The sequence below is a fragment of the Altererythrobacter sp. BO-6 genome (genome assembly GCF_011047315.1).
Taxonomy (GTDB): domain Bacteria; phylum Pseudomonadota; class Alphaproteobacteria; order Sphingomonadales; family Sphingomonadaceae; genus Erythrobacter.
This window is the reverse complement of the sequence record NZ_CP049259.1, coordinates 196,973-220,276: the sequence shown is the minus strand read 5'-3', so window position 1 is coordinate 220,276 and position 23,304 is coordinate 196,973. Positions and strand designations below refer to the sequence as shown.

General features: G+C 62.5%; 17 protein-coding genes and 1 tRNA gene. 13 read left to right on the top strand and 5 right to left on the bottom strand.

From position 1 onward, the window contains the following. Positions 1-2,295, top strand: a complete 2,295-nt coding sequence (locus G6N82_RS01030; RefSeq protein WP_165192902.1) for a VacB/RNase II family 3'-5' exoribonuclease — start codon at positions 1-3, stop codon at positions 2,293-2,295. A 4-nt stretch (positions 2,296-2,299) separates the two neighbouring features. Here the strand turns inward: G6N82_RS01030 and G6N82_RS01025 are convergent, their stop codons facing one another. Next, the gene (locus G6N82_RS01025) at positions 2,300-2,746 is read right to left on the bottom strand and encodes a universal stress protein (protein ID WP_165192901.1); all 447 of its coding nucleotides are present in this window, start codon (positions 2,744-2,746) and stop codon (positions 2,300-2,302) included. A gap of 121 nt (positions 2,747-2,867) precedes the next feature. Between G6N82_RS01025 and G6N82_RS01020 the strand changes: the two genes are divergently transcribed. From G6N82_RS01020 to G6N82_RS01010, 3 genes are all read left to right on the top strand, one after another. After that, positions 2,868-4,265, top strand: a complete 1,398-nt coding sequence (locus G6N82_RS01020; protein ID WP_165192900.1) for a 2-oxo acid dehydrogenase subunit E2 — start codon at positions 2,868-2,870, stop codon at positions 4,263-4,265. Positions 4,266-4,435: 170 nt separating this feature from the next. Then, positions 4,436-5,848, top strand: a complete 1,413-nt coding sequence (gene lpdA / locus G6N82_RS01015; protein ID WP_165192899.1) for a dihydrolipoyl dehydrogenase — start codon at positions 4,436-4,438, stop codon at positions 5,846-5,848. 23 nt (positions 5,849-5,871) lie between these two features. Beyond that, positions 5,872-7,731 carry a cation:proton antiporter gene (locus G6N82_RS01010; protein WP_165192898.1) on the top strand — a complete coding sequence of 620 codons (1,860 nt, stop codon included), beginning with the start codon at positions 5,872-5,874 and terminating at the stop codon, positions 7,729-7,731. Between the two features lie 9 nt (positions 7,732-7,740). Here G6N82_RS01010 and G6N82_RS01005 read toward each other — a convergent pair whose 3' ends face one another. The 3 genes from G6N82_RS01005 to G6N82_RS00995 all read right to left on the bottom strand — a co-directional run bounded on the left by G6N82_RS01005 (position 7,741) and on the right by G6N82_RS00995 (position 13,872). After that, entirely contained in the window at positions 7,741-10,326 is a 2,586-nt protein-coding gene (locus tag G6N82_RS01005; RefSeq protein ID WP_165192896.1) for an EAL domain-containing protein, read from the bottom strand. Positions 10,327-10,390: 64 nt separating this feature from the next. Beyond that, positions 10,391-13,432, bottom strand: a complete 3,042-nt coding sequence (locus G6N82_RS01000) for a S8 family serine peptidase (protein ID WP_165192894.1) — start codon at positions 13,430-13,432, stop codon at positions 10,391-10,393. Positions 13,433-13,782: 350 nt separating this feature from the next. Next, positions 13,783-13,872, bottom strand: a tRNA-Ser gene (locus tag G6N82_RS00995). Positions 13,873-13,975: 103 nt separating this feature from the next. Here G6N82_RS00995 and G6N82_RS00990 point away from each other — a divergent pair. The 9 genes from G6N82_RS00990 (at position 13,976) to mazG (ending at position 22,010) form a co-directional block, all read left to right on the top strand. Next, the gene (locus tag G6N82_RS00990) at positions 13,976-15,025 is read left to right on the top strand and encodes a lytic murein transglycosylase (protein ID WP_165192892.1); all 1,050 of its coding nucleotides are present in this window, start codon (positions 13,976-13,978) and stop codon (positions 15,023-15,025) included. Positions 15,026-15,094: 69 nt separating this feature from the next. After that, positions 15,095-16,285, top strand: coding sequence for a D-alanyl-D-alanine carboxypeptidase family protein (locus tag G6N82_RS00985; RefSeq protein WP_165192890.1), 1,191 nt, complete (start codon positions 15,095-15,097; stop codon positions 16,283-16,285). After that, positions 16,282-16,917 carry a dTMP kinase gene (tmk, locus tag G6N82_RS00980; RefSeq protein WP_165192888.1) on the top strand — a complete coding sequence of 212 codons (636 nt, stop codon included), beginning with the start codon at positions 16,282-16,284 and terminating at the stop codon, positions 16,915-16,917. The genes G6N82_RS00985 and tmk overlap by 4 nt, the downstream gene beginning before the upstream one ends. Further along, positions 16,914-17,879, top strand: a complete 966-nt coding sequence (locus G6N82_RS00975; RefSeq protein ID WP_165192886.1) for a DNA polymerase III subunit delta' — start codon at positions 16,914-16,916, stop codon at positions 17,877-17,879. Before tmk ends, G6N82_RS00975 begins: the two co-directional genes overlap by 4 nt. Beyond that, on the top strand, positions 17,872-19,440 hold the full coding sequence (metG, locus tag G6N82_RS00970; RefSeq protein WP_165192884.1) for a methionine--tRNA ligase: 1,569 nt from the start codon (positions 17,872-17,874) through the stop codon (positions 19,438-19,440). The genes G6N82_RS00975 and metG overlap by 8 nt, the downstream gene beginning before the upstream one ends. Then, on the top strand, positions 19,440-20,216 hold the full coding sequence (locus G6N82_RS00965) for a TatD family hydrolase (protein ID WP_165192882.1): 777 nt from the start codon (positions 19,440-19,442) through the stop codon (positions 20,214-20,216). Before metG ends, G6N82_RS00965 begins: the two co-directional genes overlap by 1 nt. Then, a complete protein-coding gene (locus tag G6N82_RS00960; protein ID WP_165192880.1) occupies positions 20,213-20,980 on the top strand; it encodes an MBL fold metallo-hydrolase in 768 nt (255 codons plus the stop codon). Before G6N82_RS00965 ends, G6N82_RS00960 begins: the two co-directional genes overlap by 4 nt. Then, complete coding sequence (locus G6N82_RS00955) at positions 20,977-21,153, top strand: hypothetical protein (RefSeq protein WP_165192878.1); 177 nt, start codon at positions 20,977-20,979, stop codon at positions 21,151-21,153. Before G6N82_RS00960 ends, G6N82_RS00955 begins: the two co-directional genes overlap by 4 nt. 86 nt (positions 21,154-21,239) lie before the next feature. Continuing rightward, entirely contained in the window at positions 21,240-22,010 is a 771-nt protein-coding gene (gene mazG, locus G6N82_RS00950; RefSeq protein WP_165192876.1) for a nucleoside triphosphate pyrophosphohydrolase, read from the top strand. Here mazG and hflX read toward each other — a convergent pair. Then, positions 22,005-23,270, bottom strand: a complete 1,266-nt coding sequence (hflX, locus tag G6N82_RS00945) for a GTPase HflX (RefSeq protein WP_241255148.1) — start codon at positions 23,268-23,270, stop codon at positions 22,005-22,007. The two genes, mazG and hflX, sit on opposite strands and share 6 nt — an antisense overlap. Positions 23,271-23,304: the final 34 nt, after the last annotated feature.

Sequence of the window (23,304 nt, the reverse complement as noted above, 5' to 3'; positions counted from 1 at the left end):
TTGGCGAAGCGACCCGTCCGGCACCCGCAAGGCCTTCCCAGCAAGAAGCAGGTTCTGGAGTTCGTCCAGACGTCCGATACACCCGCCGGCAAGCGCGAAATCGCCAAGGCGTTCGGGCTGAAGGGGCAGGAAAAGATCGCGCTCAAGCGCCTGCTCAAGGACATGGCCGAGGAAGGCCTGATCGACGGCAAGAAGACCGCCTATCACCGCATGGGGGGCGTGCCCAAGGTCACCGTGCTGCGCGTGGTCGATATCGAAGACGGCGAGCCGATCGCCATTCCGGATAATTGGTCGCCCGATGCACCGGACAAGCCGCCGCGCCTCACGATGCGCGAAATGAAGGGCAAGGGCGGAAAACGCATGCCCGCTCTCAAGCGCGGCGACCGTGTGCTTTCGCGCACGGAGGAAACCGAGCGCGGGTGGATCGCGCATCCGATGAAGAAACTGCCGGCCCGCACCGAAGGATTGATGGGCGTGGTGGAGATCGACCGGACCGGCAAAGCCTGGCTCGCCCCGGTCGATAAACGCATCCGCAACGCCTCGCTGATTTCCGACCTGGGCGAGGCGGAGGAAGGCCAGCTGGTCATCGCCGAACGCACGGGCCGGTCCGAACGCTCCGGCGTCAAGGTGATCGAAGTGGTGGGCGATCCGCTCGCGCCCAAGAGCTTCAGCCTGATCGCGATTGCCAAGCATGGCATCCCGCACGTATTCGCTGAAGATACGCTGCGTGAAGGCGAACTGGCTGCACAATTGCCGCTCAGCGCGGACCATCGCGAAGACCTGCGCCACCTGCCGATCGTGGCGATTGATCCGGCCGATGCGCGCGACCATGACGATGCGATCTGGGCCGAGCCGGACGGAGCGGGCGGTTACAACGCCATCGTCGCGATCGCCGATGTGTCGTTCTACGTCCGCTCTGGCGGCGCGCTCGACCGTGAGGCGAGGAAGCGCGGCAATTCGGTCTATTTCCCTGACCGGGTCGTGCCGATGCTGCCCGAAGTGCTGAGTGCGGACGTCTGCTCGCTGAAGGAAGGCGAGGACCGCGCAGCGATGGCCTGCCACCTGCGTGTGGACGAGCACGGCAATGTCACCAAGTTCCGCTTTACCCGGGCACTGGTGCGGATCGCAGGCAATATTGCCTATGAAGATGCGCAAGCCGCGATCGACACCGGTGATGCACCCGAGCACCTGCAGAACCTATGGGCTTGCTGGCGCTTGCTGGAACGGGCGCGGCATGCGCGCGATCCGCTGGAACTGGAACTGCCCGAGCGCCGAGTGCTCCTCGATGAAAAAGGCCAGATCGCCCAAATCGCGGTGCGTGAACGCCTCGATGCACACCGCGTGGTCGAGGATTTCATGATCGCCGCCAATGTTGCCGCGGCGAAGGCACTTGAAGCCAAGACCGCGCCGGTGGTCTACCGCCTGCACGAAGCGCCGGGACGCGAGAAGCTGCTCGCCCTGCGCGACTATCTCGCCACCTTCGGGCGCAAGCTTTCGCTCGGCCAGGTCATCACCCCTTCGCTGTTCAACCGCATGCTGAAGGACGTGAGCGACGAGGGCGAGAAGGCGCAGGTGATGGAGGCTGTGCTGCGCAGCCAGATGCAGGCCTATTACGGGCCAGCCAATGTCGGGCACTTCGGGCTGGCGCTGGGCAGCTATGCGCATTTTACATCGCCGATCCGCCGCTATGCTGACCTTTTGGTCCACCGCGCGCTGGTTGACGCTTATAAGCTCGAGCAACCGAAACCGAAGGCGAACCTGCCGGAAACGACCGGCCTGTCAGACCGCGACCGCGCGAGCCTGCAACAGGTGTCGGACGCGATCAGCCAGGCCGAACGCCGCGCGATGGAGGCCGAACGTGAAACGATCGACCGCTACGTCGCGGCGTGGTTATCAGGCCGGGTGGGCGAAGTGTTCGACACGCGCATCACCGGCGTACAAGGGTTCGGCTTCTTTGCCACCATCGTCGGCTTGGGCGGCGACGGGCTGGTGCCGGTTTCCACGCTGGGGCGCGAGCATTTCCGTTACGAGGAAGCGGCGCAGGTGCTGGTCAGCGAAGACAGCGGCACACGCTATGCCATGGGGGACAAACTGCGGCTCAAGCTGGCCGAAGCCAATCCGCTGACCGGTGCGCTCAAGTTCGTACCGGTCGATAGCGATGGCATGGAAATCGAACCGCGGGGCAATCGCCCGCCGCCGCGCCGCAAATCCGGCCCGCCGAAACAGGGCAAATATGTGGCCGGAAAACGCGGGCGCCCCGGCAATATCCGCCATCAGGGCAAGCGCAAGCGCTGAGCGGTCAACCGCCTGCAGCGGCTTCGTCGAATTCTTCGGGGATGATGTAGAGCGGGCAGGGCAGTGACCCGGCAATGGCGGAGAAATGCGTCACCAGCGGGCCGGGATTGCTGCCCTTCGCCGCGCCCAGCACCAGCGCGGCAACCTCGCCATGCTCGTCGAGATACTCGCGAATCACGCGCTGCCCGCCGCCCATCGCGACCGAGATGGTGGGCATCACGCCCATCTCCGCCAGCAGGCTGCCTGCTGCGCCGTGCGCCAGCATTTCCGCCCGGTCGCGCGCTTCCTGCTCGATCGTCGCCTGCACGCCGCCGAAGGCGCTGATGTTTTGTTGCGGCACCAGCGCCAGGATATGCACCCCGCCATCGACCGCGCCCGCGCGCCGCGCGGCGAAGCGCAAGGCCGAACGCGCTTCGTCGGTTTCGTCGATGACGACTACAAAGACCCGCATGCACCCCAACTCCTTTGCGGCGGGGTATCATCTGAAAACGTATTCTTCGCAAGGTCCTTGCCCAGTGCGCCCGAATTCGGCACAGGCTTCCCTAGCGTAATTGAAGGGAATGCGTCCGACGATGCCGATCGAAATCAAGATGCCTGCGCTCTCGCCCACGATGGAGGAAGGCACGCTTGCCAAATGGCTGGTGAAGCCGGGTGACAGCGTTGCCGCCGGCGACATCATGGCCGAGATCGAGACCGACAAGGCGACGATGGAATTCGAAGCGGTGGACGAAGGCACGATCGTCTCGATTGCGGTTCAGGAAGGCACCGAAGGGGTGAAGGTCGGCACGGTTATCGCGATCCTCGCCGAAGAGGGCGAAGATGCCAGCGCTCCTGCCGCGGCGCCTGCACCTGCTCCCGCTGCTGCGCCGGAAGGCCCCGCTGCCACGCCCAGCGCGCGCAAGCTGGCCGAGGAAAAGGGCGTCGATCTGGCGTCGATCACCGGCACCGGCCCCCAGGGCAAGATCACCAAGGAAGACGTCGAAGGCGCTGCTGGCGGTGCGCCGGCTCCGGCTCCGGCACCGGCACCGGCTCCAGCTTCAGCTCCAGCGGCACCTGCATCGAGCGGGGATCGCATCATCGCCTCGCCATTGGCAAAGCGGATCGCAGAGCAAAAGGGCATCGACCTTGCGAGCGTTTCGGGCAGCGGCCCCAATGGCCGCATCGTCAAGGCCGATGTCGAAGCGGCCAAGCCCGGAGCGCCGGCTGCTGCGACGCCTGCCGCGGCTCCTGCACCTGCAGTGACACCCGTCGCGGTACCGCAGTTGGGCGGCGATCTGGACGCTCCCTATGAAGAGCAGAAGCTCAACAATGTCCGCAAGGTTATCGCCCGGCGCCTGACCGAGGCGAAGCAGACCGTGCCGCATATCTACCTCACCGTGGACGTGCGCCTCGACGCGCTGCTCAAGCTGCGTAGCCAGCTTAATGCTTCGCTTGAGCCCGATGGCGTGAAGCTGTCGGTCAACGATCTGCTGATCAAGGCGCTCGCCCGCGCGCTCCAGCGCGTGCCCAAGTGCAATGTCAGCTTCCAGGGCGACACGCTGCACCAGTACACGCGCGAGGATATCTCGGTTGCAGTGGCGGCGCCTTCTGGCCTGATCACCCCGATCATCCGCGACGCCGGCCGCAAGGGGCTGGCGCAGATCAGCACCGAGATGAAGGAGCTGGCGAACAAGGCGCGCGACGGCAAGCTGCAACCGCACGAATACCAGGGCGGTACCGCTTCGCTGTCGAACCTCGGCATGTTCGGCACCAAGCAGTTCGACGCGGTGATCAACCCGCCGCAGGGCATGATCCTGGCGGTGGGCGCAGGCGAGCAACGGCCCTATGTGGTCGACGGCGCGCTGGCGGTGGCGACGGTGATGAGCGCCACCGGCAGCTTTGACCACCGCGCGATCGATGGCGCGGACGGCGCACAGCTGATGCAGGCGTTCCAGCAGCTGGTCGAGAACCCGATGGGGCTGGTGGTGTAACTAGGGCGCTGTCCTACAGAGTGTCGATGATGCGATAGGTGAGCGATGATAGAACACCTCCTCACTTTAATGGCCACACGCAGTTCAATGCCATTTCGCCCGGCAAAATTCTTACCCATGGACTGTGTTCCATGTGTTCCATCGGTTCAGGATTGAAAGGTTCAAACTGAATGTCTGACCAATATGACGTTATCGTGCTCGGCTCCGGCCCCGGCGGCTATGTCGCCGCGATCCGCTGTGCGCAGCTGGGGCTCAAGACCGCGATCGTCGAGCGCGAGAATCTTGGCGGAATCTGCCTCAACTGGGGCTGCATCCCCACCAAGGCGCTGCTGCGCAGCGCCGAGATCAAGCACTATATGGACCATGCGGCGTCCTATGGCCTGAAGGTCGCGGGCAAGATCGAAGCCGATCTGGAAGCGGTGGTAAAGCGCAGCCGCGGCGTGGCGAAGCAGCTCAATCAGGGCGTCACGCATTTGATGAAGAAGAACAAGATCGCGGTGCATATGGGCGAGGGGACGCTGACCGGCCCGACCTCGCTGACGGTTAAAGGCGAGAAGGGTGAGGAGAAGCTCACCGCCAAGCACATCATCGTCGCGACCGGCGCCCGCGCGCGCGACCTGCCCTTCGCCCCGGCGGATGGAAAGCGCATCTGGACCTATCGCACCGCTATGACCCCGCCGGAAATGCCGGGCAAGCTGCTGGTGATCGGCAGCGGCGCGATCGGGATCGAATTCGCCAGCTTCTACAATGACATGGGTGCCGAAGTTACCGTGGTGGAAATGCTCGAACGGATTGTGCCGGTCGAGGATGCGGACGTGTCGACCTTCCTCGAAAAGAGCCTGACCAAGCAGGGCATGACCATCATGACCGGCGCGGGTGTCGAGGACCTGAAAGCCACTGCCAGCGGCGTGAAGGCCAAGATCAAGGCCAAGGACGGCAAGGTTTCCGAGCAGGATTTCAGCCACTGCATCGTCGCCATCGGCATCGTACCCAACACCGAGAATATCGGGATCGAGAAACTCGCGGACATGGATCGCGGCTTCATCCAGATCGATCCCTATGGCCGCACCAGGTCAAAGGGCCTGTGGGCGATCGGCGACTGCACCCCCGGCCCATGGCTGGCGCATAAGGCTTCGCACGAGGGCGTGACTGCAGCTGAAGCCATCGCGCAGGAATTGGGCAACAAGGATGTCCACCCGCACCCGCTCGACCGCAACAACATCCCGGGCTGCACCTATTGCCACCCGCAGGTCGCCAGCGTCGGCATGACCGAGGCGAAGGCGAAGGAAGCGGGCTACCAGGTCAAGGTCGGCAATTTCCCCTTTATCGGCAACGGAAAGGCCATCGCCCTGGGCGAGGCCGAGGGCTTCATCAAGACTGTGTTCGATGCGAAAACCGGAGAGCTGCTGGGTGCGCACATGATCGGCGCCGAAGTAACCGAACTGATCCAGGGCTATGTCGTGGGCAAGCAGCTTGAGACGACCGAGGCCGAATTGATGCAGACGGTGTTCCCGCACCCCACGCTGAGCGAGATGATGCACGAAAGCGTGCTCAGCGCTTACAGCAAGGCCTTGCACATCTGATGGCTAGCGGCGAGGGGGGATTGATGGCCGAATTTCTCCTCCTCGCTTTCCTGATCCTGATTGCGGGGGTCGCGGCGGTCCCGCTGGCAAGCCGCTTCGGGCTCGGCTCGGTGCTGGGCTATTTGCTGGCCGGCATGGCGATCAGCCCGCTGCTGGGCGCGCTCGATGTCGATGTCGAGGCGATGCAGGTATTCGCCGAATTCGGCGTGGTGATGATGCTGTTCATCGTCGGGCTGGAGCTTGAACCGAAACGGCTGTGGGACATGCGCGGCAAGCTGATCGGGCTTGGCGGCGGGCAAGTGTTGCTGACGACGCTGGCGATCGCCGCAATCGGCCTGATTTATGGCAATCCGTGGCAGACTGCGCTGGCGATCGGCATGGTGCTGGCGCTGTCTTCCACTGCGATCATCGTCCAGACGCTCAACGAGAAGGGCCTGCTGCGCAGCGAAGGCGGCGAAGCCAGCTTTTCCGTGCTGCTGGTGCAGGACATTGCGGTGATCCCGATCCTGGCGCTGATCCCGCTGCTCGCGCTGCCTGAATTGGCGGGCGTAGCCGGCGGGCACGGGGGCGGGGGCGGCCATGGCGGGCTGGACCTGACGGCGCATATGTCGGGCTGGCTCGCGGCGCTGGTGCGGATCGGCGCGGTGGGCGCAGTAGTCGCCATCGGCATCTATGCGATCCGTCCGTTGTTCCGCTATATCGCGGCGGCGAACTTGCGCGAGCTCTTCACCGCAGCCGCCCTGGTGGTGGTGATCGGGATTGCGCTGCTGATGTCGCTCGTCGGCCTGTCACCGGCTCTTGGCGCGTTTGTCGCCGGGGTGGTGCTGGCGACGAGCGAATACCGCCACGAGCTGGAAAGCGACGTCGATCCGTTCAAGGGCCTGCTGTTGGGCCTGTTCTTCATCACCGTGGGAGCGGGGATCGATTTCGCGCTGGCTAGCGAGCGCTTTGGCGAAGTGGTGTTCTGGGCGCTGGTGACCATTGCGACCAAATCGGCTGTGCTTTTGGCGATCGGTTGGAGCTATGGCTTGCGTCGCCAGGCGTTATGGCTGTTCTGCCTCAGCCTGCCGCAAGCGGGCGAATTCGCGTTCGTGCTGATCTCCTTTGCGCTTGCCAATGCGGTGTTCTCGCGTGACCTGGCTGACCTGCTGCTGCTGATCGTGGCCTTGACGATGCTGCTCACGCCGCTGCTGTTCATCCTTTATGACAAGGTGATTGCACGCGCCTATGCCACCCTGGGCGACGAGCGGGAGCCCGACGCGATCGACGAGGAGAACGAGATCATCCTGGCCGGGCGAGGCAGGGTGGGCGGCATCGTCGACCGCATCCTTGACCTGTCAGGCTACCGTGCAACGGTGATCGATTACGATTCACGCCATATCGAACAGCTCAAGAAGTTCGGTGTGCGCAGCTATTTCGGCGATGCGACGCGGCCCGATCTACTGGCGAGCGCCGGCATAGCGCGCGCGAAATTGCTGGTGGTCGCGCTCGACGAGAAAGATCAGATCGACAAGCTGGTCGGCTATGTTGCGGCCAATTACCCCCACGTGCATATCACCGCGCGCGCGATCGACCGCGACCATGTCTACAAGCTGTGGGCACTCGGTTGCCGCGACATCATCCGCGAGACCTATGACGGATCGCTCAGGATCGGGCGTTCGGCGCTCGAAGCATTGGGTCATGATCGCCAGTCCGCACAGGCGATGGTCGACGTGTTCGAGGAGATGGACCGCAGTTCGATGCGCGAGCTGGCCGATCTCTACAAGATCGACGTTCCCTCGTGGGAGAACGAGCCGCTGCTGGCCAAGATCCGTGAAATGCGGGCCGAGTGGGATCCCAAACTGCGCGAACAGATCGACGAAATCGTCAAGCGCGGGCGCTAGGCCGCCCGATCAGGCGACCTTGCGCGGATTGTCCGCAACAAGGAGTGCGCCCTGCTCGATATAGGGCATCGGATGGCCGATGTGGAAACCCTGGAAGCAGGCACAGCCGAGCGCTTCGAGCGCCGACATCTGCTCTTCTTCTTCGATCCCTTCAGCGGTGACATCGATATCGAGCGACCGCGCCAGCGACACGATTGCGGCGACGATGGCTTCGCTGCGGCGCGAACCGGTGGCTGCGGACTGCACGAAGCTGCGGTCGATCTTGATCATCGAGAAGCGGATCTTCTCGATATAGCTGAGCGAGGAATAACCGCGCCCGAAATCGTCGAGTGCAAAGCACACGCCCAGCTGGCTCAGGCTCGTGAGCAGGGCATCCAGGTCCTCGTCCATTTCCAGCAGCATGGTTTCGGTCACTTCAAGCACCAGGCGGTCGGCGGCAATACCGCTTGCAGCCATGGCTTCAACCACGGTGCCAAGAAACGCCCTCGTCGAAAGCTGGAGCGCAGAGATATTGACCGTCAGCTTGATATTCTCCGGCCAGCTTGCCGCTTCCTTGCAGGCGCTGCGCAACATCCAGGAACCGAGGTGCTCGATCATCAGCGTGTCTTCGGCAATCGGGATGAACACGCTGGGCGGGATCATGCCGCGCACCGGATGGTTCCAGCGCATCAGCGCTTCGTAATACATGACCTCGCGCTTGGCGCCGCGAACGATCGGCTGGTAGTGGATCGACAGCTCGTCATTCTTCAGCGCATCGGCCAGATCGGCTTCAAGCTCGGCCTTGTCTTCCAGTTGCATGCGCATATGGGCCGAATAGACCACGGCAGTGCCACGCCCCCGACGCTTGGCGTCATACAGCGCCAGGTCTGCATTGGTCATCATGTCGCTGTTGGTCTGCCCGTCTGCGCCGATCACGGCGATGCCGATCGATGCACCAACGTTCATTTCGAAACCGTCGATCAGATAGGCTTCGCTGACTTCCTCGATCAGCTTGTGCGCGATCGGAAGCGCTTGCGCGGCGGTTTGCACCCCGGTCAGGACAATGGCGAATTCGTCGCCGCCGAGGCGTCCGATGTAATTTTCTGCACCTACGACCTTGCGGAAGCGCTCGCCCAGGATCGACAGAAGCTTGTCGCCGGCAGCGTGGCCATACACGTCATTGACCTGCTTGAACCGGTCGAGATCGACCAGCATCAGCACGCTGGGGATTTCGCTGCGCGCGTGCAGTTCCAGCTGCTGATCGAGCAGGCTGCGAAAATAGTCGCGCGAGTAGAGACCGGTCAGGCTGTCATGCTGCGTGACATAGGTGAGCTTTTCATTGGCCGCAGCAATGGCGGCGCGGCTGCGGGCAATGTTGCGCAACACAAACAGGCCGCCGAGAATGAGGAGAAGCGCCAGCGCGATCCCGCCGCTAAGCGCGATCAGCTGGTTGTTCTGGGCTGCGAGCTGTGCCTCCTTGGCCTGCTTGTCGGCCGAGAGGCGAGCGATGCGCACTTCGCGTTCGGCAGCTTCGAAACGGGCGCCAAGGATGGCATTGTTGGCCTTGGCCGAGAGATCGCGCGCCTGGCTATCCAGCCGATTGAAAGCCGCCATGTGTTCGGCGGCAAGGCGGTAATTCCCGAGCCGACGGAAGGTCTCGTATGCCGTTTGGTGGAAATCGCGGAAATAGGGAATGGTCTGCGTCAGGTTCTGGCCCGCGAATGTCTGTGACAGATAGGCTTCAGCACGCTTCAGGTCGCCGCGTGCGAGGGCAATCTGGCTGCGAACACCGTTGATGAATGGGACCCATTCGGGTGCATCGCGGCGAGCGATTGCCATCACTGTGTTGGCCGTTTCTTCGGCGGCCGCAAGCCGTCCGCGTGCCATCTGAACCGAAGCGATATTGTTGAGGATACGCGCCTCGAGTAGCGGGCTTTCCATCTTCTCGGCGATCTTTAGCGCCGAGCGGAACTCTTCCTCCGCCTCTTCAAATCTGCCCAGCTCTTTCAGTGCGTTGCCCTTGTTGTTGTGGGCAGAAAGCGAAAGGGCATCATCCTCGGGAAAGGTGGCGGTCGCCTGGCGATAGTAGCGCAGCACACGCTCATAATCGCGGGCATCGGAATAGAGCGAACCGATATGCTGGAGCACGATCGCTTCGCTGCGCTTTTCGCCCAGCAGATTGTAGCGCTGGTGCGCCTTGAGGAAGGCAGACAGAGCCCCGGCATAGTCGCTTGAGATCGCGGCGATCGATCCCTGCGAGCGCAGCAAATCTGCGTAAAGCTTGCTATCAGGGATGGACTTTTCCGCTTCCGAAAGCGCGCTGGAAATGATTTCGGCCGCTTCGGATGCCCGATTGAGCCGCATCAAGGCCTCGCCTTCGAGCCATTTTGCAGTCAGCCGCGCCTCGTCGGCCTCACTTCCCGTCCCGGTGGCAAGCTTGCCAGCTTCACGGGCCAGGCGGAGAGCCTGGGAAGAATCGGCCATCATCGAGGATTTTGCCTCGGCGATTTTCGCCTCGAAAGCGTCGCCTTGCGCATGTGCCGCGACAGGCTGCATCGATGCCACCATTACGGCGGCGGCGATGCATAGTGCCCTGCAGGGCGTGCGTCCCAACATTCCCAGTCCCCCTTGAATTGGGTTCGGCGGGCATCCAGGGCCCGCCTGCCCATTCTTCCTTTGCTTAGAAGCGCCAGCCCAGGTTTGCGCCAACCATGTAGCCGCCGCCTTCACCGCCGGCGTCTTGCTGGACATAGCGACCGAAGAGGCCGAATTCGGCTGCATCGCTGAGCGGCGTCGCATAGACAGCCTCGGCCGCGATCCGGCGCTTGGTGGCGATGCCGATCCGCTGGGTCACAACGCCGGTTTCCCCGGTCAACCGGTCAACCACCTGCTCGCTGCGCAGTTCGAGTTCGCCACTTTCGACGTTCAGCGGCTGCGCCAGCGAAACCCGCAGAGTGTCCGCCTGGCCAACAACGCCGCGCTTGGTCACGCTTGCCTGGCCGGCAGTGCTCAGGGCCGCACCAGCGCTGGTGAAGGCCTGGCCCCGGGCGGTCGTGGTACGGCCGCCAGTGGCGGACAGGTCGAAAGTGATGCCGTTACCCACATCGAACGAAGTCGTCACCGTGACAGCATCAGTCTTCGAACCATTGCCGAGGAACGCTTCGACTGTGGTCTGAGCCCCCAGCAGCGCATTGTCTTCCCGCAGGCGGGTGTACTGAACATCCAGCGTCACAACCTTGCTGATCTGCTGTTCAAGGCCGAAGATGTAGGCATGTGCCTGGTGCGAGCCGAGTTCGCGCTGTTGCTGGCGCTGCTCTGCATTGATCGCCGAAACTTCGTACCAGTCGAGGCGATTGTCGCTATAGCCGACACGAACCTGCGTGGACGGAGCGATGCGGTAACCGGCGCCGGCAAAGAATTCGCCCGAGGCGAAGCCGAGCACGGGGTTTACCCCGCCAGTGTCGCGGTCATGATCGCCGATCAGGCCGAAACGTTCGCCCGACAGCGCCATGGCGCCCTGACCATAGCCAAGGGTGAAGTCCAGCTTGCCGCTTGGATCGGCCAGCCTTGCCGCACTATGCACCGGATCGAGCGCACCGTCCTCGCTATAGCGAGGCATGGCCGCGTCATAACGCAGGTTCCAGCCGTTCGAGAGATCTGACACGTCAGAGCGCAATTGGGTAAGTCCTGCCTTGCCATCGCCATTGCGGTCGGTTCCGCCGCTGCGGATCCATGTAGCAAAGCGCTCGTTGACAAAGTCTTGCAGTCGCTCGAACCCGCGACCGAGCGCGTTCGTTCTTTTCCCGGTCGCGAAAGTCGATACCGGAACCGAGAAGTCACGCTGCGTATCGCCAATCTTTTCGAACATGGTGAAGAACGCGTTGTTCGTTTCCCACCAGCTCGGGATGCCCATGGCCAGAAGCTGCGAGCCGCTATAGTTGCTGCCGGTCCATGAAGAGCCACGCTGCTGGTAAAGCACAAAGCTCATCGTGTTGAAATCGAGCGGCGACTGCGATGCGGTGACGTCCAGCATACCCCAGCCATAGATCGGGTCGGGGCCGGGCGCGCCCAGATCGCGCGCCGAGCGGAAGATGATTTCCGCGGATTCGTCCGGGTGCTGCGCCAGCCATGGCCAGCGGTCATGCAACAGCGTGATTGCACCCGACACAAGCGGGGCAGCAAAGGACGTGCCCGAGCGGCGCACCACGCCACCCTGGCCGTCGCTTACCAGCAGCAGTTCGCCCGGCGCGACGATGAAGTTGCGATACAGCTCGTTACCGGCTTTGCAGACCCCGTTGGATAGCAGGCAGGCCGTGCCCGGGCGGTTCGAGAAGCTCGAGATCTCGCCAGCCGGATTGACCGAGCCGACGAAAATCGCGACGGCACCCTTGGAGAACAAGCTGCCCAAGTTCCAATCGACATTCGCGGTCTGTGTAATACCGTCATTGCCGGCGGCGACCACATAGACGGTCGAACCGTTGTAAGCGGAGACGTCGGCCCGCTTGAAGGTATCTGCCAGCCCCTTCGAAACGACCGCACCGCTTTCGCCCAGCGAAAGATTGATCACACTCGCGCGCAGGCCTCCGCCAAGCGTGCTGGTTACGGCGCCATTGGTAACGCCTTTCAGCGCAACGATGCCCTTGGCGATATCGTCCCACGTGGCGGTGCCATCGGCAGCAAACGGGTTGTAGGTCGTGATCGTGCTGTTCGGGGCGATGCCCATCACCCCCTTGCCATCATGGGCGCCGGCAATGAGGCTTGCCACGGCAGCGCCATGACCGTTCAGCTGCGTGCCGCCGGTGACTGCCTGGATGACGCTGGTCGACAGACCGGCCGAGGCGCCGAACTGCGCATCGATGATGCCGACCACCGAATCCGTGCCGGTGCCCTGGATCTGGGTAACAGCCGGATTCCAGTTCACCGCGCTCATCCAGTGATCGACGTGGTCGATCCCGGCGTGGCTCATCACGGTATCGTGCCAATCGATGAAGAAGGCCGAACGCTGCGCCGACGTCTTGTTCTGCAGCGTGGAAAGATCGTTGAGGTTGATCCCGTGGCGCGCCAGGACCTGATTGGCTTCGGCCTGTGTAAACCCGCGAGCGCCGAACTTGGCGGTTGCCTGCGCGACCAGCTGGGTCAGATTGTCCCGAACCGAGGCATAGCCATTAAGCGAAGCGCCCGAACTGACGGACTGGCCCCAGACGGTATCGGTGCTGGTAATCAGCGTGCCATTGGTTTTCCAGAAATCGCCGATCGACTGCAGATAGGCTGCGTCAAACGCCGAAATGTCCTTCCAGAAGGCGTTGATGTCACCCCAGAAGGCGTTGATGTCACCATAGAAGGGATTGATGTTGCCCCAGAACGCGTTGATGTCGCGATAGAACGGGTTGATGTTGCCCCAGAACGCGTTGATGTCGCGGTAGAACGGGTTGATGTTGCCGTAATAGGGATCAACGCCATCGGCGCTGAAGGCAATGATGTCGCCATAGCGCAGCAGCCCGGCCTTAGGGTCGTTGGTGTTCACGATGCTTTCGGTCGAGGAAGGCGCAGGGGTTGGATCCTGTGTCGTCTGCGTCCCTTCGTCCTTCTTGGGCGCTTTCTTGCCCTTGGGAGCGGCCGTCACAGTCGAGCTGGTCGTAGCGGCATCTTGCGCATGCACGACACCTGCGAGCGACATGGCGATCGCCAGGCTTGCGGCGCGGATTGCAAAAGTCGTTTTCATTGCACTGTTCCCAATTACGCTTCGAAGGCTTCAAACCCTCGATCTCGAACCCGCAATAGGGGAGTGCCCGCTCATTTGAGGTTGAGCGATGTGGTTAAAATAGTAAGAAATTCAAATCTGTGCTTGCAACGACTGGAGCGTGGGCGGAATGAAGGAAAGTGGCCTTTCGAGCGCTTGTCGATCGTAAATTATTCGTAAAACTGTTCAGGCCTGCCGGCATCCGCCAAAAATTAATTCGCCCAAGCTATTACCTGCCTTGCGGCGATTTCGGCCTCGCAGGGCCCGCGAACCAATGGACGCGAATCGCGCGCTGCAGCTGAGCGGAAAAAAATGGCCAATTGAGTGGAATTTGGCGGACAGGGTGGGATTCGAACCCACGAAGGGCTTGCACCCTTGCCGGTTTTCAAGACCGGTGCATTCAACCGCTCTGCCACCTGTCCGCTGGTGAAGCGCGCTAGCGTGATCGCTGCGCCTTGTCACCCGCAATTGCGTGGCTGCAAGGAAATCATGGCGCATTCATCCGCGCCATGGCAAGAAATGGGCATGCATTTGAAACTTGGACCCATTGCCGCATTGTGTCTTGCTCTTGCGCTGCCCGCGGTGCCGCTTGGCGCGCAGGAAACCTCCCCAACCGCCGGGCAATCCACTGACCTGTCATTCGACGCCTATCTCCAGCTGCTTATCGCACGGGCCCGCGCTGAAGGCGTGAGCGAGGCCACCTTGCAGCGGATGACGGTTGGGCTGACGCCCAATGATCGCGTGATCCGGCTCGATCGTGCGCAGCCTGGCACGCCGACCCGTAGCGGTTTTCCAGCGCTCGCCCCCTATATCTCGACCCACGTCAACTCGGTCCGGATCGCGGGCGGCCGCGATGTCTTCGCAGCGAACCGTTCGGCACTGCTGGCGGTGGAGGCGGAGTATGGCGTTCCGGCCGAAATCATCGTCGCCATCTTCGGGCACGAGACCAGCTATGGCCGGATCCGGGGCGATTTCGATCTCGCGCGCTCGCTTGCCACGCTTGCGTGGGAAGGGCGCAGGCGTGAGCTATTTGCAAATGAATTCATCGCCTTGATGAAGGTGGCTGACAAAGGATATCAAAGATATGAATTGGTCGGCAGTTGGGCGGGGGCGATGGGCAACCCGCAATTCCTCCCCAGCATTTACCTGAAACTGGCGAAGGATGGTGACGGTGACGGGCGGGCCAATATCTTCTCCAACCGGGCCGATACCTTCGCGTCGATCGGCAACTATTTGCGTTACGCCGGCTGGCGCCCCGGCCAGCCGTGGGGTGTAGAGGCCACGGTTCCTGCCGGTTTCGACTGGAATGCAGTCGAAACTGAACTCGTCGCGCCGGTCTGCCCGCGCGTGCATGTGCGCCACAGCCAATGGAAAACCATCGCCGAATGGCGCGCCCTTGGCGTCCGCCCGCAGCGGCTGATCGGGGACGAGGTGCTCGCTTCGCTGTTCCAGCCTGACGGGCCGGGCACTCCTGCCTGGCTGCTGACGTCCAACTATCGCGCGATCCTCGAGTACAATTGCTCGAACTACTACGCGATGAGCGTGGGCCTGCTGGCGGATGAAATCGCGCGCTGACGAAACACCGCAGTCACGCAAATCTGAAGGGGGATAGCGTCACCTGCACGCTCGCAAAGCAAGGCCCGAATGGCTAAGGCCATTGGCACTGCAGAGGAGTGTGATTTGCGGCTGACAACTAAGGTGGCAGGGCTTTTTCTGACGATGGTCGCTCAGGCCGCGCTGGCGCGCGCACCTGCGCCCGAACTGCCGCATCCTGACGAAATCCCGATCGCCATCCTGGTTGACCTGTCGAGCGGACAGGTGCTCCACCAGCGCAATGCCGATCGGCGGTTCATGCCGGCGTCGATCACGAAAGTGATGACGACGTTCCTGGCCTTCGAACTGATCGAACAGGGAAAACTGAAGCCCGATCAGCGCTTCCGCTTTTCCCCTGCTGCCTTCGCGGTTTGGGGTAATAATGGTTCGACCATGTTCCTGGCGGCCAATGATGAATTGGCAGCTTCTGACCTGTTGCTGGGCGTTACCACCGTGTCCGGCAACGACGCGGCCGTAGCTCTGGCGGAAGGGGCGGTAGGCTCGCTGCCCGCATGGACCGCCCTGATGAATGCCAAAGCCGCCGAACTCGGCATGACGCAAAGCCATTTCGGCACCCCCAATGGCCTGCCCGACGAGGGCAGTACTTTCGTTACCGCGCGAGACCTTGCGAAGCTTGGCAGCGCGCTTGTTCGCCGCCATCCGGAGCTTTACGCCCGTTATTACGGCCATCGCCGGCTGACTTATCGCGGAATCACCCAGCCCAACCATGATCCGTTTACGGGACAGGTAAGGGGCGGCGACGGGATCAAGACAGGCTTTACGAACGAAGCCGGATACGGCTTTCTAGGCTCTGCGAAACGCGGGGACCGTCGCCTGGTTCTGGTCGTGGCCGGTGCTGAACGCGGCCGGATTCGCGACAATGCCGCGCGCGACTATCTCGAATGGGGCTTCCAGAGGTTCGACACCCGCCCGCTGTTCGCCGCAGGGGAAGAGGTGGGCAAGGCGCGGGTGCAAGGCGGAGCGAGCCGACGTGTACCGCTGGTGGCAAAGGACTATATCGGCGCGGCGATGCCAGAGGGGCAACAGCGCCAGCTTACCCTGACAGTCCATTACGATGGTCCGTTGCGCGCGCCGATCCGCGAGGGGCAGCAGGTGGCCGAGCTTGAAATTGCGGTCGAGGGAATGGAGCCTTCGCGCGTACCGCTTTACGCGGGCACCGACGTTCCCGTTGCCGGGACATTTGCGCGGCTAGTCAATGGCGTTCTGGGGTGGTTCGGGTGACGCGCGGCCGCTTCGTTGCTTTCGAGGGCGGGGAGGGCGCGGGCAAGTCAACGCAGGCGCGGCTCCTGGTCGATGCACTGCGCGCCCGTGGGCTCTCGGTAGACCTGACCCGCGAGCCGGGCGGCACGCCGGGAGCGGAAGCAATCCGTGCGTTGCTGCTCGATCCGCCAGGCGAAGGCTGGGGTGCCGAGGCCGAGGCGCTCCTGTTCGCAGCCGCGCGCGCTGATCACGTTGCGCGGCGCATTCGCCCGGCGCTTGAGCGCGGGGAGTGGGTCATTACTGACCGGTTCGTCGATTCCAGCCGGGCATACCAGGGCGGGGCCGGGGCCTTGGGCGACGAGGCGATCACCGCGCTTCATGCAATCGGCAGCGGCGGATTGCGACCCGATCTGACCATCCTTCTGGAAGCCGCCGACGAGCAGGTCTCTGAGCGCCTGCGTGCTCGCGATGGCGATACCAGCGACGCCATCGGCGGGCGCGACGCGGCCTATCACCGCGCCGTGGCTGAGGCATTCAGGCGCTATGCCGCCGAAGATCCACAGGGTTTCGCAGTGATCGACGCCTCTGGCACACCCGACGAGGTCCATGCCCGGGTGCTGGCCGCGCTGGCACCCTTGCTGGAGCGGGCATGACCGACTGGCCCAACCACACAGCGGCCTGGCACGAATGGCGCGATGCGATCGGCGGGGCGCGCATGCACCATGGCTGGATCCTTGCAGGCAAGGCTGGCCTGGGAAAGCATGACTTTGCGCTCGCCGCGGCGCGAGAATTGGTGGCGGAAGAGGGTATTCCGCAACCCACCGGCGATCATCCCGATATCATCGTGCTCACGCACCTGCCCAAGGACGACAAGGAAGAGCGCAAGCGCGAGGAGGGGAAGCCCTTCGAGGTCAAGCGCAACATCACAGTCGCTCAGATCCGCGCGATGCAGCAACGGCTGACCACTCGCCCGACGCTCGGCTCCCGGCGCGCGGTGATCATCGATCCGGCGGACGATATGGAGCGCGGTGCATCCAACGCCTTGCTCAAGAGCCTGGAAGAGCCGCCGCAGGGCACATTCTTCCTGCTGGTAACGCATCGCCCCGCCGGGCTGCTACCCACGATCCGGTCGCGCTGCCGGATGCTGCGCTTTCCGCAGCTCAGCGATGCTGCGATTGCGAGCCACCTGGGCGGCGAATTTCCCGCGGTAAGCGCAACCGAACGGGAGCTGGCCGTTGCGATGGCCGGCGGATCGCTGGGCGCAGCGCGCGGTTTCCTGCAGCAGGAACTCGGCGGCGTGGCGCAGGCGATCCGCAGCCTGGTCGCGCAAGGCGATCCCGGGTTCGAGCTGCGCGGAAGGCTGGCCGCCGCAGTCGGCGCGCGGCCCGATCGCGAACGTATGCGCGCGGTGATCGAACTGGCGCGCACCACTCTCGCCCGCGCGTTGCCCGATGCGCGGCCCGAACAGCACAGCGGACTGATCGAAGCGCACGCCGAGCTGGTAACGCTTGCGGCACAAGCGCCGACCTATAATTTCGATCCCGGCCTGCTGGTGGGCGAAATCGCCAGCTTGCTTGCGCGCGCGGCTGGCGCTAGCGAGCCGGCCCATGGCTGAACCCTTCTACATCACCACCGCAATCAACTATCCCAACGGGCGCCCGCATATCGGCCACGCCTATGAAGGGATTGCAACCGATGTCGTCGCGCGGTTCCAGCGGATGATGGGCCGCGACGTGCGTTTCATCACCGGCACTGACGAACACGGGCTGAAGATGGACCAAACGGCGCGCAAGATGGGCCGCGCCACGATCGATCTTGCCGATGAAATGTCTGCCTATTTCAGGGAGATGGCGGACACTCTCAATCTCTCTTATGATGATTTCGTGCGCACCACAGAGCCGCGCCATCATGCCGCGAGCCTCGAGCTGTGGCGCCGGATGGAGGCAGCGGGCGATCTCTATCTCGATCGCTACGAAGGCTGGTACTCAGTCCGTGACGAGGCTTTCTACGATGAAAGCGAGCTGACCGAAGGGGAAGGGGGCGAAAAGCTCTCTCCGCAAGGGACCCCGGTGGAATGGACGGCAGAGGAGACCTGGTTCTTCCGGCTGTCGAACTATCAGGACAAACTGCTCGCGCTTTATCGCGACAATCCCGGCTTCATCCGGCCCGAAAGCCGCCGCAACGAAGTGCTCCGCTTTGTCGAGGCAGGGCTGAAAGACCTCAGCGTGTCGCGCACCAGTTTCGACTGGGGCGTACCGGTGCCGAATTCTCCTGGGCACGTGATGTATGTCTGGGTTGACGCACTAACAACCTACATGACCGGGGTCGGTTTTCCCGATGCCGACGGCGAGATGTTCCAGCGCTATTGGCCGGCGAACATCCACATGATTGGCAAGGATATTGTCCGCTTCCATACGGTCTACTGGCCTGCCTTCCTGATGAGCGCGGGCCTTCCGCTGCCCAAACAGGTGTTCGGACACGGCTTCCTGTTGGCGCGCGGCGGCGAGAAGATGAGCAAGAGTGCGGGCAATGTGGTCGATCCGATGGACCTGGCCGCACGCTTCGGGGTCGATCCGCTGCGCTATTTCTTCATGCGCGAAATCGCTTTCGGGCAGGACGGAAGTTATTCGGCCGAAGCGATCGTACAGCGGGCCAATGGCGAACTGGGCAACGCGTTCGGCAATCTGGCGCAGCGTACGCTGGGTTTCATCGCCAAGAACCTCGACGGCTATTTGCCTGTGATACGCGGCCACACCGAAGCGGACACCGCGCTGTTCGAAGCGGTCGACAAAGCGATCAGCAAGGACATTCCCGAAGCATTCGAAAGCCTGGCCTTGCAGCAGGGGGTTGAAGCATGGCTGCAAGCGGTGTTCGCCTGCAACGCCTATATCGACAGCGAAGCCCCCTGGGCGCTGCGCAAGACCGATCCCGAGCGCATGGAGACCGTGCTGGCCACGCTTTACATCTGCATCGCGCAGTTGGCCGTTGCGATTGCGCCGGTGATCCCGGCAAGCAGTGCGAAATTGCTCGATACGATGGGTATCGCACCGGATCTGCGCAGCTACGAGGGTATTCGCAGCCACTGGTATTCGCCGCTGGCTGAAAGCGACTTCCGGATCGTCGCACCCACGCCGCTTTTCCCGCGGCTCGAACTGCCCGCAGAGGAAAGCGCCTGATGCTGGTCGATAGCCACTGCCACCTCGAGTACAAGGGCTTGGTCGATGACCAGGCCGGCGTACTTGAACGAGCGCGGACGGCGGGCGTCGGCCAGTTCCTCAATATCTCTACCCGGCGCAGCGAATGGGGCCAGGTGGTCGGCACAGCGGAGCGCGAGAGCGATGTCTGGGCCAGCGTCGGCATCCACCCGCACGAGGCTGACCAGCACGCCGATCTGGGCCGCGAAGCGCTGCTTGAAGCAGCCGCTCATCCGAAGGTGATCGGGATCGGCGAAACCGGGCTCGATTACTATTACGACCGTTCCGACCGCGCGACCCAGCGCGATCTGTTTCGCATGCATATCGGCGTAGCACGAGAGACCGGCCTGCCGCTGATCATCCACACGCGCGACGCTGACGATGACACGCTGGAGATTCTTGAAGAAGAGACGGGGAAGGGCGCCTTCCCCGCGCTGATCCATTGTTTCACCGCCTCGGCAGACTTCGGCAAACGGGTGCTCGAGCTCGGCCTGAGTATCTCGCTGTCTGGCATTGTGACTTTCAAGAACGCCACAGAACTGCAGGAAATCGCAAAGGAAATCCCGCAAGATCGGTTGCTGGTGGAAACCGACAGTCCGTTCCTTGCGCCAGTCCCGCATCGCGGCAAGCCGTGCGAGCCGGCTTTCGTGGCCAACACCGCGCAGTTCCTGGCCGATTTGCGGGGCGAGGAATTCGCCGAACTCGCGGACTATACAACCGCCAATTTCCGCAAGCTGTTCAGCAAGGCCGCGTTTTGAAGCTGATCGTCCTCGGTTCGGGCACTTCGACCGGCGTTCCGCGGGTCGGCAATGACTGGGGCGATTGCGATCCAAACGAGCCGCGCAACCGCCGCACGCGGGTTTCGATCGTCGTCGAAAGCAATGCCGGCAACCGCTTGCTGGTCGATACCTCGACCGATTTGCGGCAGCAGCTGCTCGACAATAACATCGACCGCCTCGACGGCGTGTTCTGGACGCACGATCACGCCGACCATTGCCACGGGATCGATGACCTGCGGGTGCTGCGGTATGGTCGCGGAGGCCCAATCCCCGGATTTGCGTCCGAAGATACGGCATATCGGCTGCGCCAGAGGTTTGGCTATATCTTCGCGGGCCAGCACGGCTATCCCACAATAGCCACACTGGAGGTGCTCGACAGGCTAAGGATGCATGCCGGTTTCGGCGTCGATTGGTGCCAGATGCCGCATGGGCCAACCGAAACGACCGGCTTTCGCTTTGATGCGGATGGCAAAAGCATCGCTTATGCTACTGATTACAGTGAAATTACTGATGATATGATCGATCTTTACCGGGACGTTGACATCCTGGTCAGCGATTGCCTGAGGCGGGATCCGCATCCCACGCATGCCAATCTGGCTATGGCGATGGAACTGGCTGAACGTTCGCGGGCGAGAATCCTGGTGCTCAGCCATCTCGACAAGAGCATGGATTATGCGACGATATCCGCAGAGACGCCTGATAACGTCGTAGTCGGGTATGATGGGCTGGAGATCGTCGCATGAACGAATATTCGATTGTCCAGATTGTTTCGCTGGTCGGGTTTCTTATCCTAGCATTGAGCGCGCTTGCGTCGCATCGGCTCAATTGGAGCAAGGCGCTGAGGATGGGCTTGCTGTGGGTTGCCATTTTCCTTGGCGTTGCCTTGCTGTTCAGCATTGTTGGACCGGGGGCCTAGGGAAGTGGACGCCGCACGCGAGCGCATCTTTTATTTAACATAATATATATTATCATTCCAAAATCCAGGCATCAGAACACGCGCTTATGAGCTCCCCTCTCGATCAAATGGACCGGCTGTTGCAGATCATGGCGCGCCTGCGCGATCCACAACGTGGGTGCGAATGGGATCTGGCGCAGAATTTTGCCACGATTGCGCCGTACACGATCGAAGAAGCCTATGAAGTCGCCGACGCGATCGAGCGCGGTGACATGGCTGAATTGCGCGAGGAACTCGGCGACTTACTACTTCAGGTCGTGTTTCACGCCCGCATGGCTGAAGAAGCCGGCCATTTCGCATTCACCGACGTTGCCGCCGCCATTTCAGACAAGATGGAGGCCCGCCACCCGCACATCTTCGGCGATGAAACCGGCACCATGGGCGAAACCCGCTGGGAAGCCATCAAGGCCGCCGAACGGGACCAAAAGGGCGCCGCAAGCGCGCTCGACGGAGTTGCGAAGGCGCTGCCGGCTCTGATGCGTGCCCAGAAGCTGCAGAAGCGAGCGGCGCGAACAGGCTTCGATTGGCCTGATACCGAAGGGCCCAAAGCAAAAATCCTTGAGGAAATCGAGGAACTTGATGCAGCAATCTCAAAACAGGATCGGTTCGAAGAGGCCGGGGACTTCCTGTTTGCCGCGGTAAACCTCGTCCGCGCGTTCGGGATCGATGCCGAAGAAGCGCTACGTGCCGCAAACCTCAAGTTCGAGCGGCGTTTCAGGGGAATGGAAGCGATCGCGGGTGATACATTTGCCGGACTTTCGCTCGATGAGCAGGAAGCGCTGTGGCAGCAGGTCAAACAATCCGAAAAGCGTTCATAGCCGCTCGAACTGGCCCAACTGCTTGGGATTGAGCCGAACCGTCACCCGGCGGATCGGGCTGCCCTCACCTTCACCAGCGTCCTCCTCTGCCAGCACCTCGCCATTGGCGTGGAGCCAGGCGATGCGCTTGCCATCGCTGACCGGCAGTTCCAGTTCGATCACGCGTGCTTCCTTGGTCAGCAGCGCACCAATCCGCTCAAGCAGCGCGTCAACGCCCTCCCCAGTCAGCGCCGAAATCACCAGCGCATCGTCTTGCTGAGCAGCCATTTCGCGCAATTCTGCGGCGCGTTCGAGCCCGACGAGATCCACCTTATTCCAGGCTTCGACAATCGGGATTTTGCTCTGCCCTTCCCCGTCGGTCACCCCGAGATCGGCAAGGACCGATAACACCTGCTTTTTCTGCGCCTCGTGTGAAGGATTGGACATATCGCGCACATGCAGGATCACGTCCGCGCCGGTCACTTCTTCAAGCGTCGCGCGAAAGGCCGCGACCAGCTGGGTCGGCAGATCGGAGATGAAGCCGACCGTATCGGACAAGATCGCCTTTTCGACCGCCGGCAGCTCGATCGCCCGCATCGTCGGATCAAGCGTGGCGAACAGCAGGTCTTCCGCCATGACTTCTGCACCGGTCAGCCGGTTGAACAGCGTCGATTTGCCGGCATTGGTGTAACCGACCAGCGCGATGACCGGCCACGGCGCCCTTCCCCGCCGTTCCCGATGCAACCCGCGCGTCTTGCGCACCTGCTCCAGCTCCTTGCGCAACCGCGCCATCCGCTGGCGGATCATCCGCCGGTCAGCCTCGATCTGGGTTTCGCCCGGACCACCGAGGAAACCGAAGCCGCCGCGCTGGCGCTCAAGGTGGGTCCAGCTGCGCACAAGGCGGCTCTGTTGGTAGTCGAGATGCGCCAGCTCTACCTGCAACCGCCCTTCGGCCGTCGCCGCGCGTTCGCCGAAGATCTCCAGGATCAGACCGGTCCGGTCGATCACCTTGCGCTTGAGCTTTTCCTCGAGGTTGCGCTGCTGGATTGGTGATAGCGCGCCATCGACAATCACCAGTTCCGCCTGGTGCAATTCGCAATCACTGGCGATCTGTTCCACCTGGCCGGAACCAAACAGCGTTCCCGGCCGCATGCTCCGTACCGGGATTACCCGCGCGTCTGCGATGATAACGCCTATCGCCAGCGCAAGCCCGCAGGCTTCCTCAAGCCGTTCGGCGGTATCGATGGCATAGGCCTGACCCCGGATATCCGGACACAGCACTAGGGCGCGCGCGCCGCGCGTAACTTCGCCCAGC

Bases quoted from the DNA above. Each gene is read 5' to 3' on its own strand.
- G6N82_RS01025 (WP_165192901.1), bottom strand. From the start codon at position 2,746: ATGCGGGTCTTTGTAGTCGTCATCGACGAAACCGACGAAGCGCGTTCG.
- G6N82_RS01020 (WP_165192900.1), top strand. From the start codon at position 2,868: ATGCCGATCGAAATCAAGATGCCTGCGCTCTCGCCCACGATGGAGGAA.
- lpdA (WP_165192899.1), top strand. From the start codon at position 4,436: ATGTCTGACCAATATGACGTTATCGTGCTCGGCTCCGGCCCCGGCGGC.
- G6N82_RS01010 (WP_165192898.1), top strand. From the start codon at position 5,872: ATGGCCGAATTTCTCCTCCTCGCTTTCCTGATCCTGATTGCGGGGGTC.
- G6N82_RS01005 (WP_165192896.1), bottom strand. From the start codon at position 10,326: ATGTTGGGACGCACGCCCTGCAGGGCACTATGCATCGCCGCCGCCGTA.
- G6N82_RS01000 (WP_165192894.1), bottom strand. From the start codon at position 13,432: ATGAAAACGACTTTTGCAATCCGCGCCGCAAGCCTGGCGATCGCCATG.
- G6N82_RS00990 (WP_165192892.1), top strand. From the start codon at position 13,976: ATGCATTTGAAACTTGGACCCATTGCCGCATTGTGTCTTGCTCTTGCG.
- G6N82_RS00985 (WP_165192890.1), top strand. From the start codon at position 15,095: ATGGCTAAGGCCATTGGCACTGCAGAGGAGTGTGATTTGCGGCTGACA.
- G6N82_RS00975 (WP_165192886.1), top strand. From the start codon at position 16,914: ATGACCGACTGGCCCAACCACACAGCGGCCTGGCACGAATGGCGCGAT.
- metG (WP_165192884.1), top strand. From the start codon at position 17,872: ATGGCTGAACCCTTCTACATCACCACCGCAATCAACTATCCCAACGGG.
- G6N82_RS00965 (WP_165192882.1), top strand. From the start codon at position 19,440: ATGCTGGTCGATAGCCACTGCCACCTCGAGTACAAGGGCTTGGTCGAT.
- G6N82_RS00955 (WP_165192878.1), top strand. From the start codon at position 20,977: ATGAACGAATATTCGATTGTCCAGATTGTTTCGCTGGTCGGGTTTCTT.
- mazG (WP_165192876.1), top strand. From the start codon at position 21,240: ATGAGCTCCCCTCTCGATCAAATGGACCGGCTGTTGCAGATCATGGCG.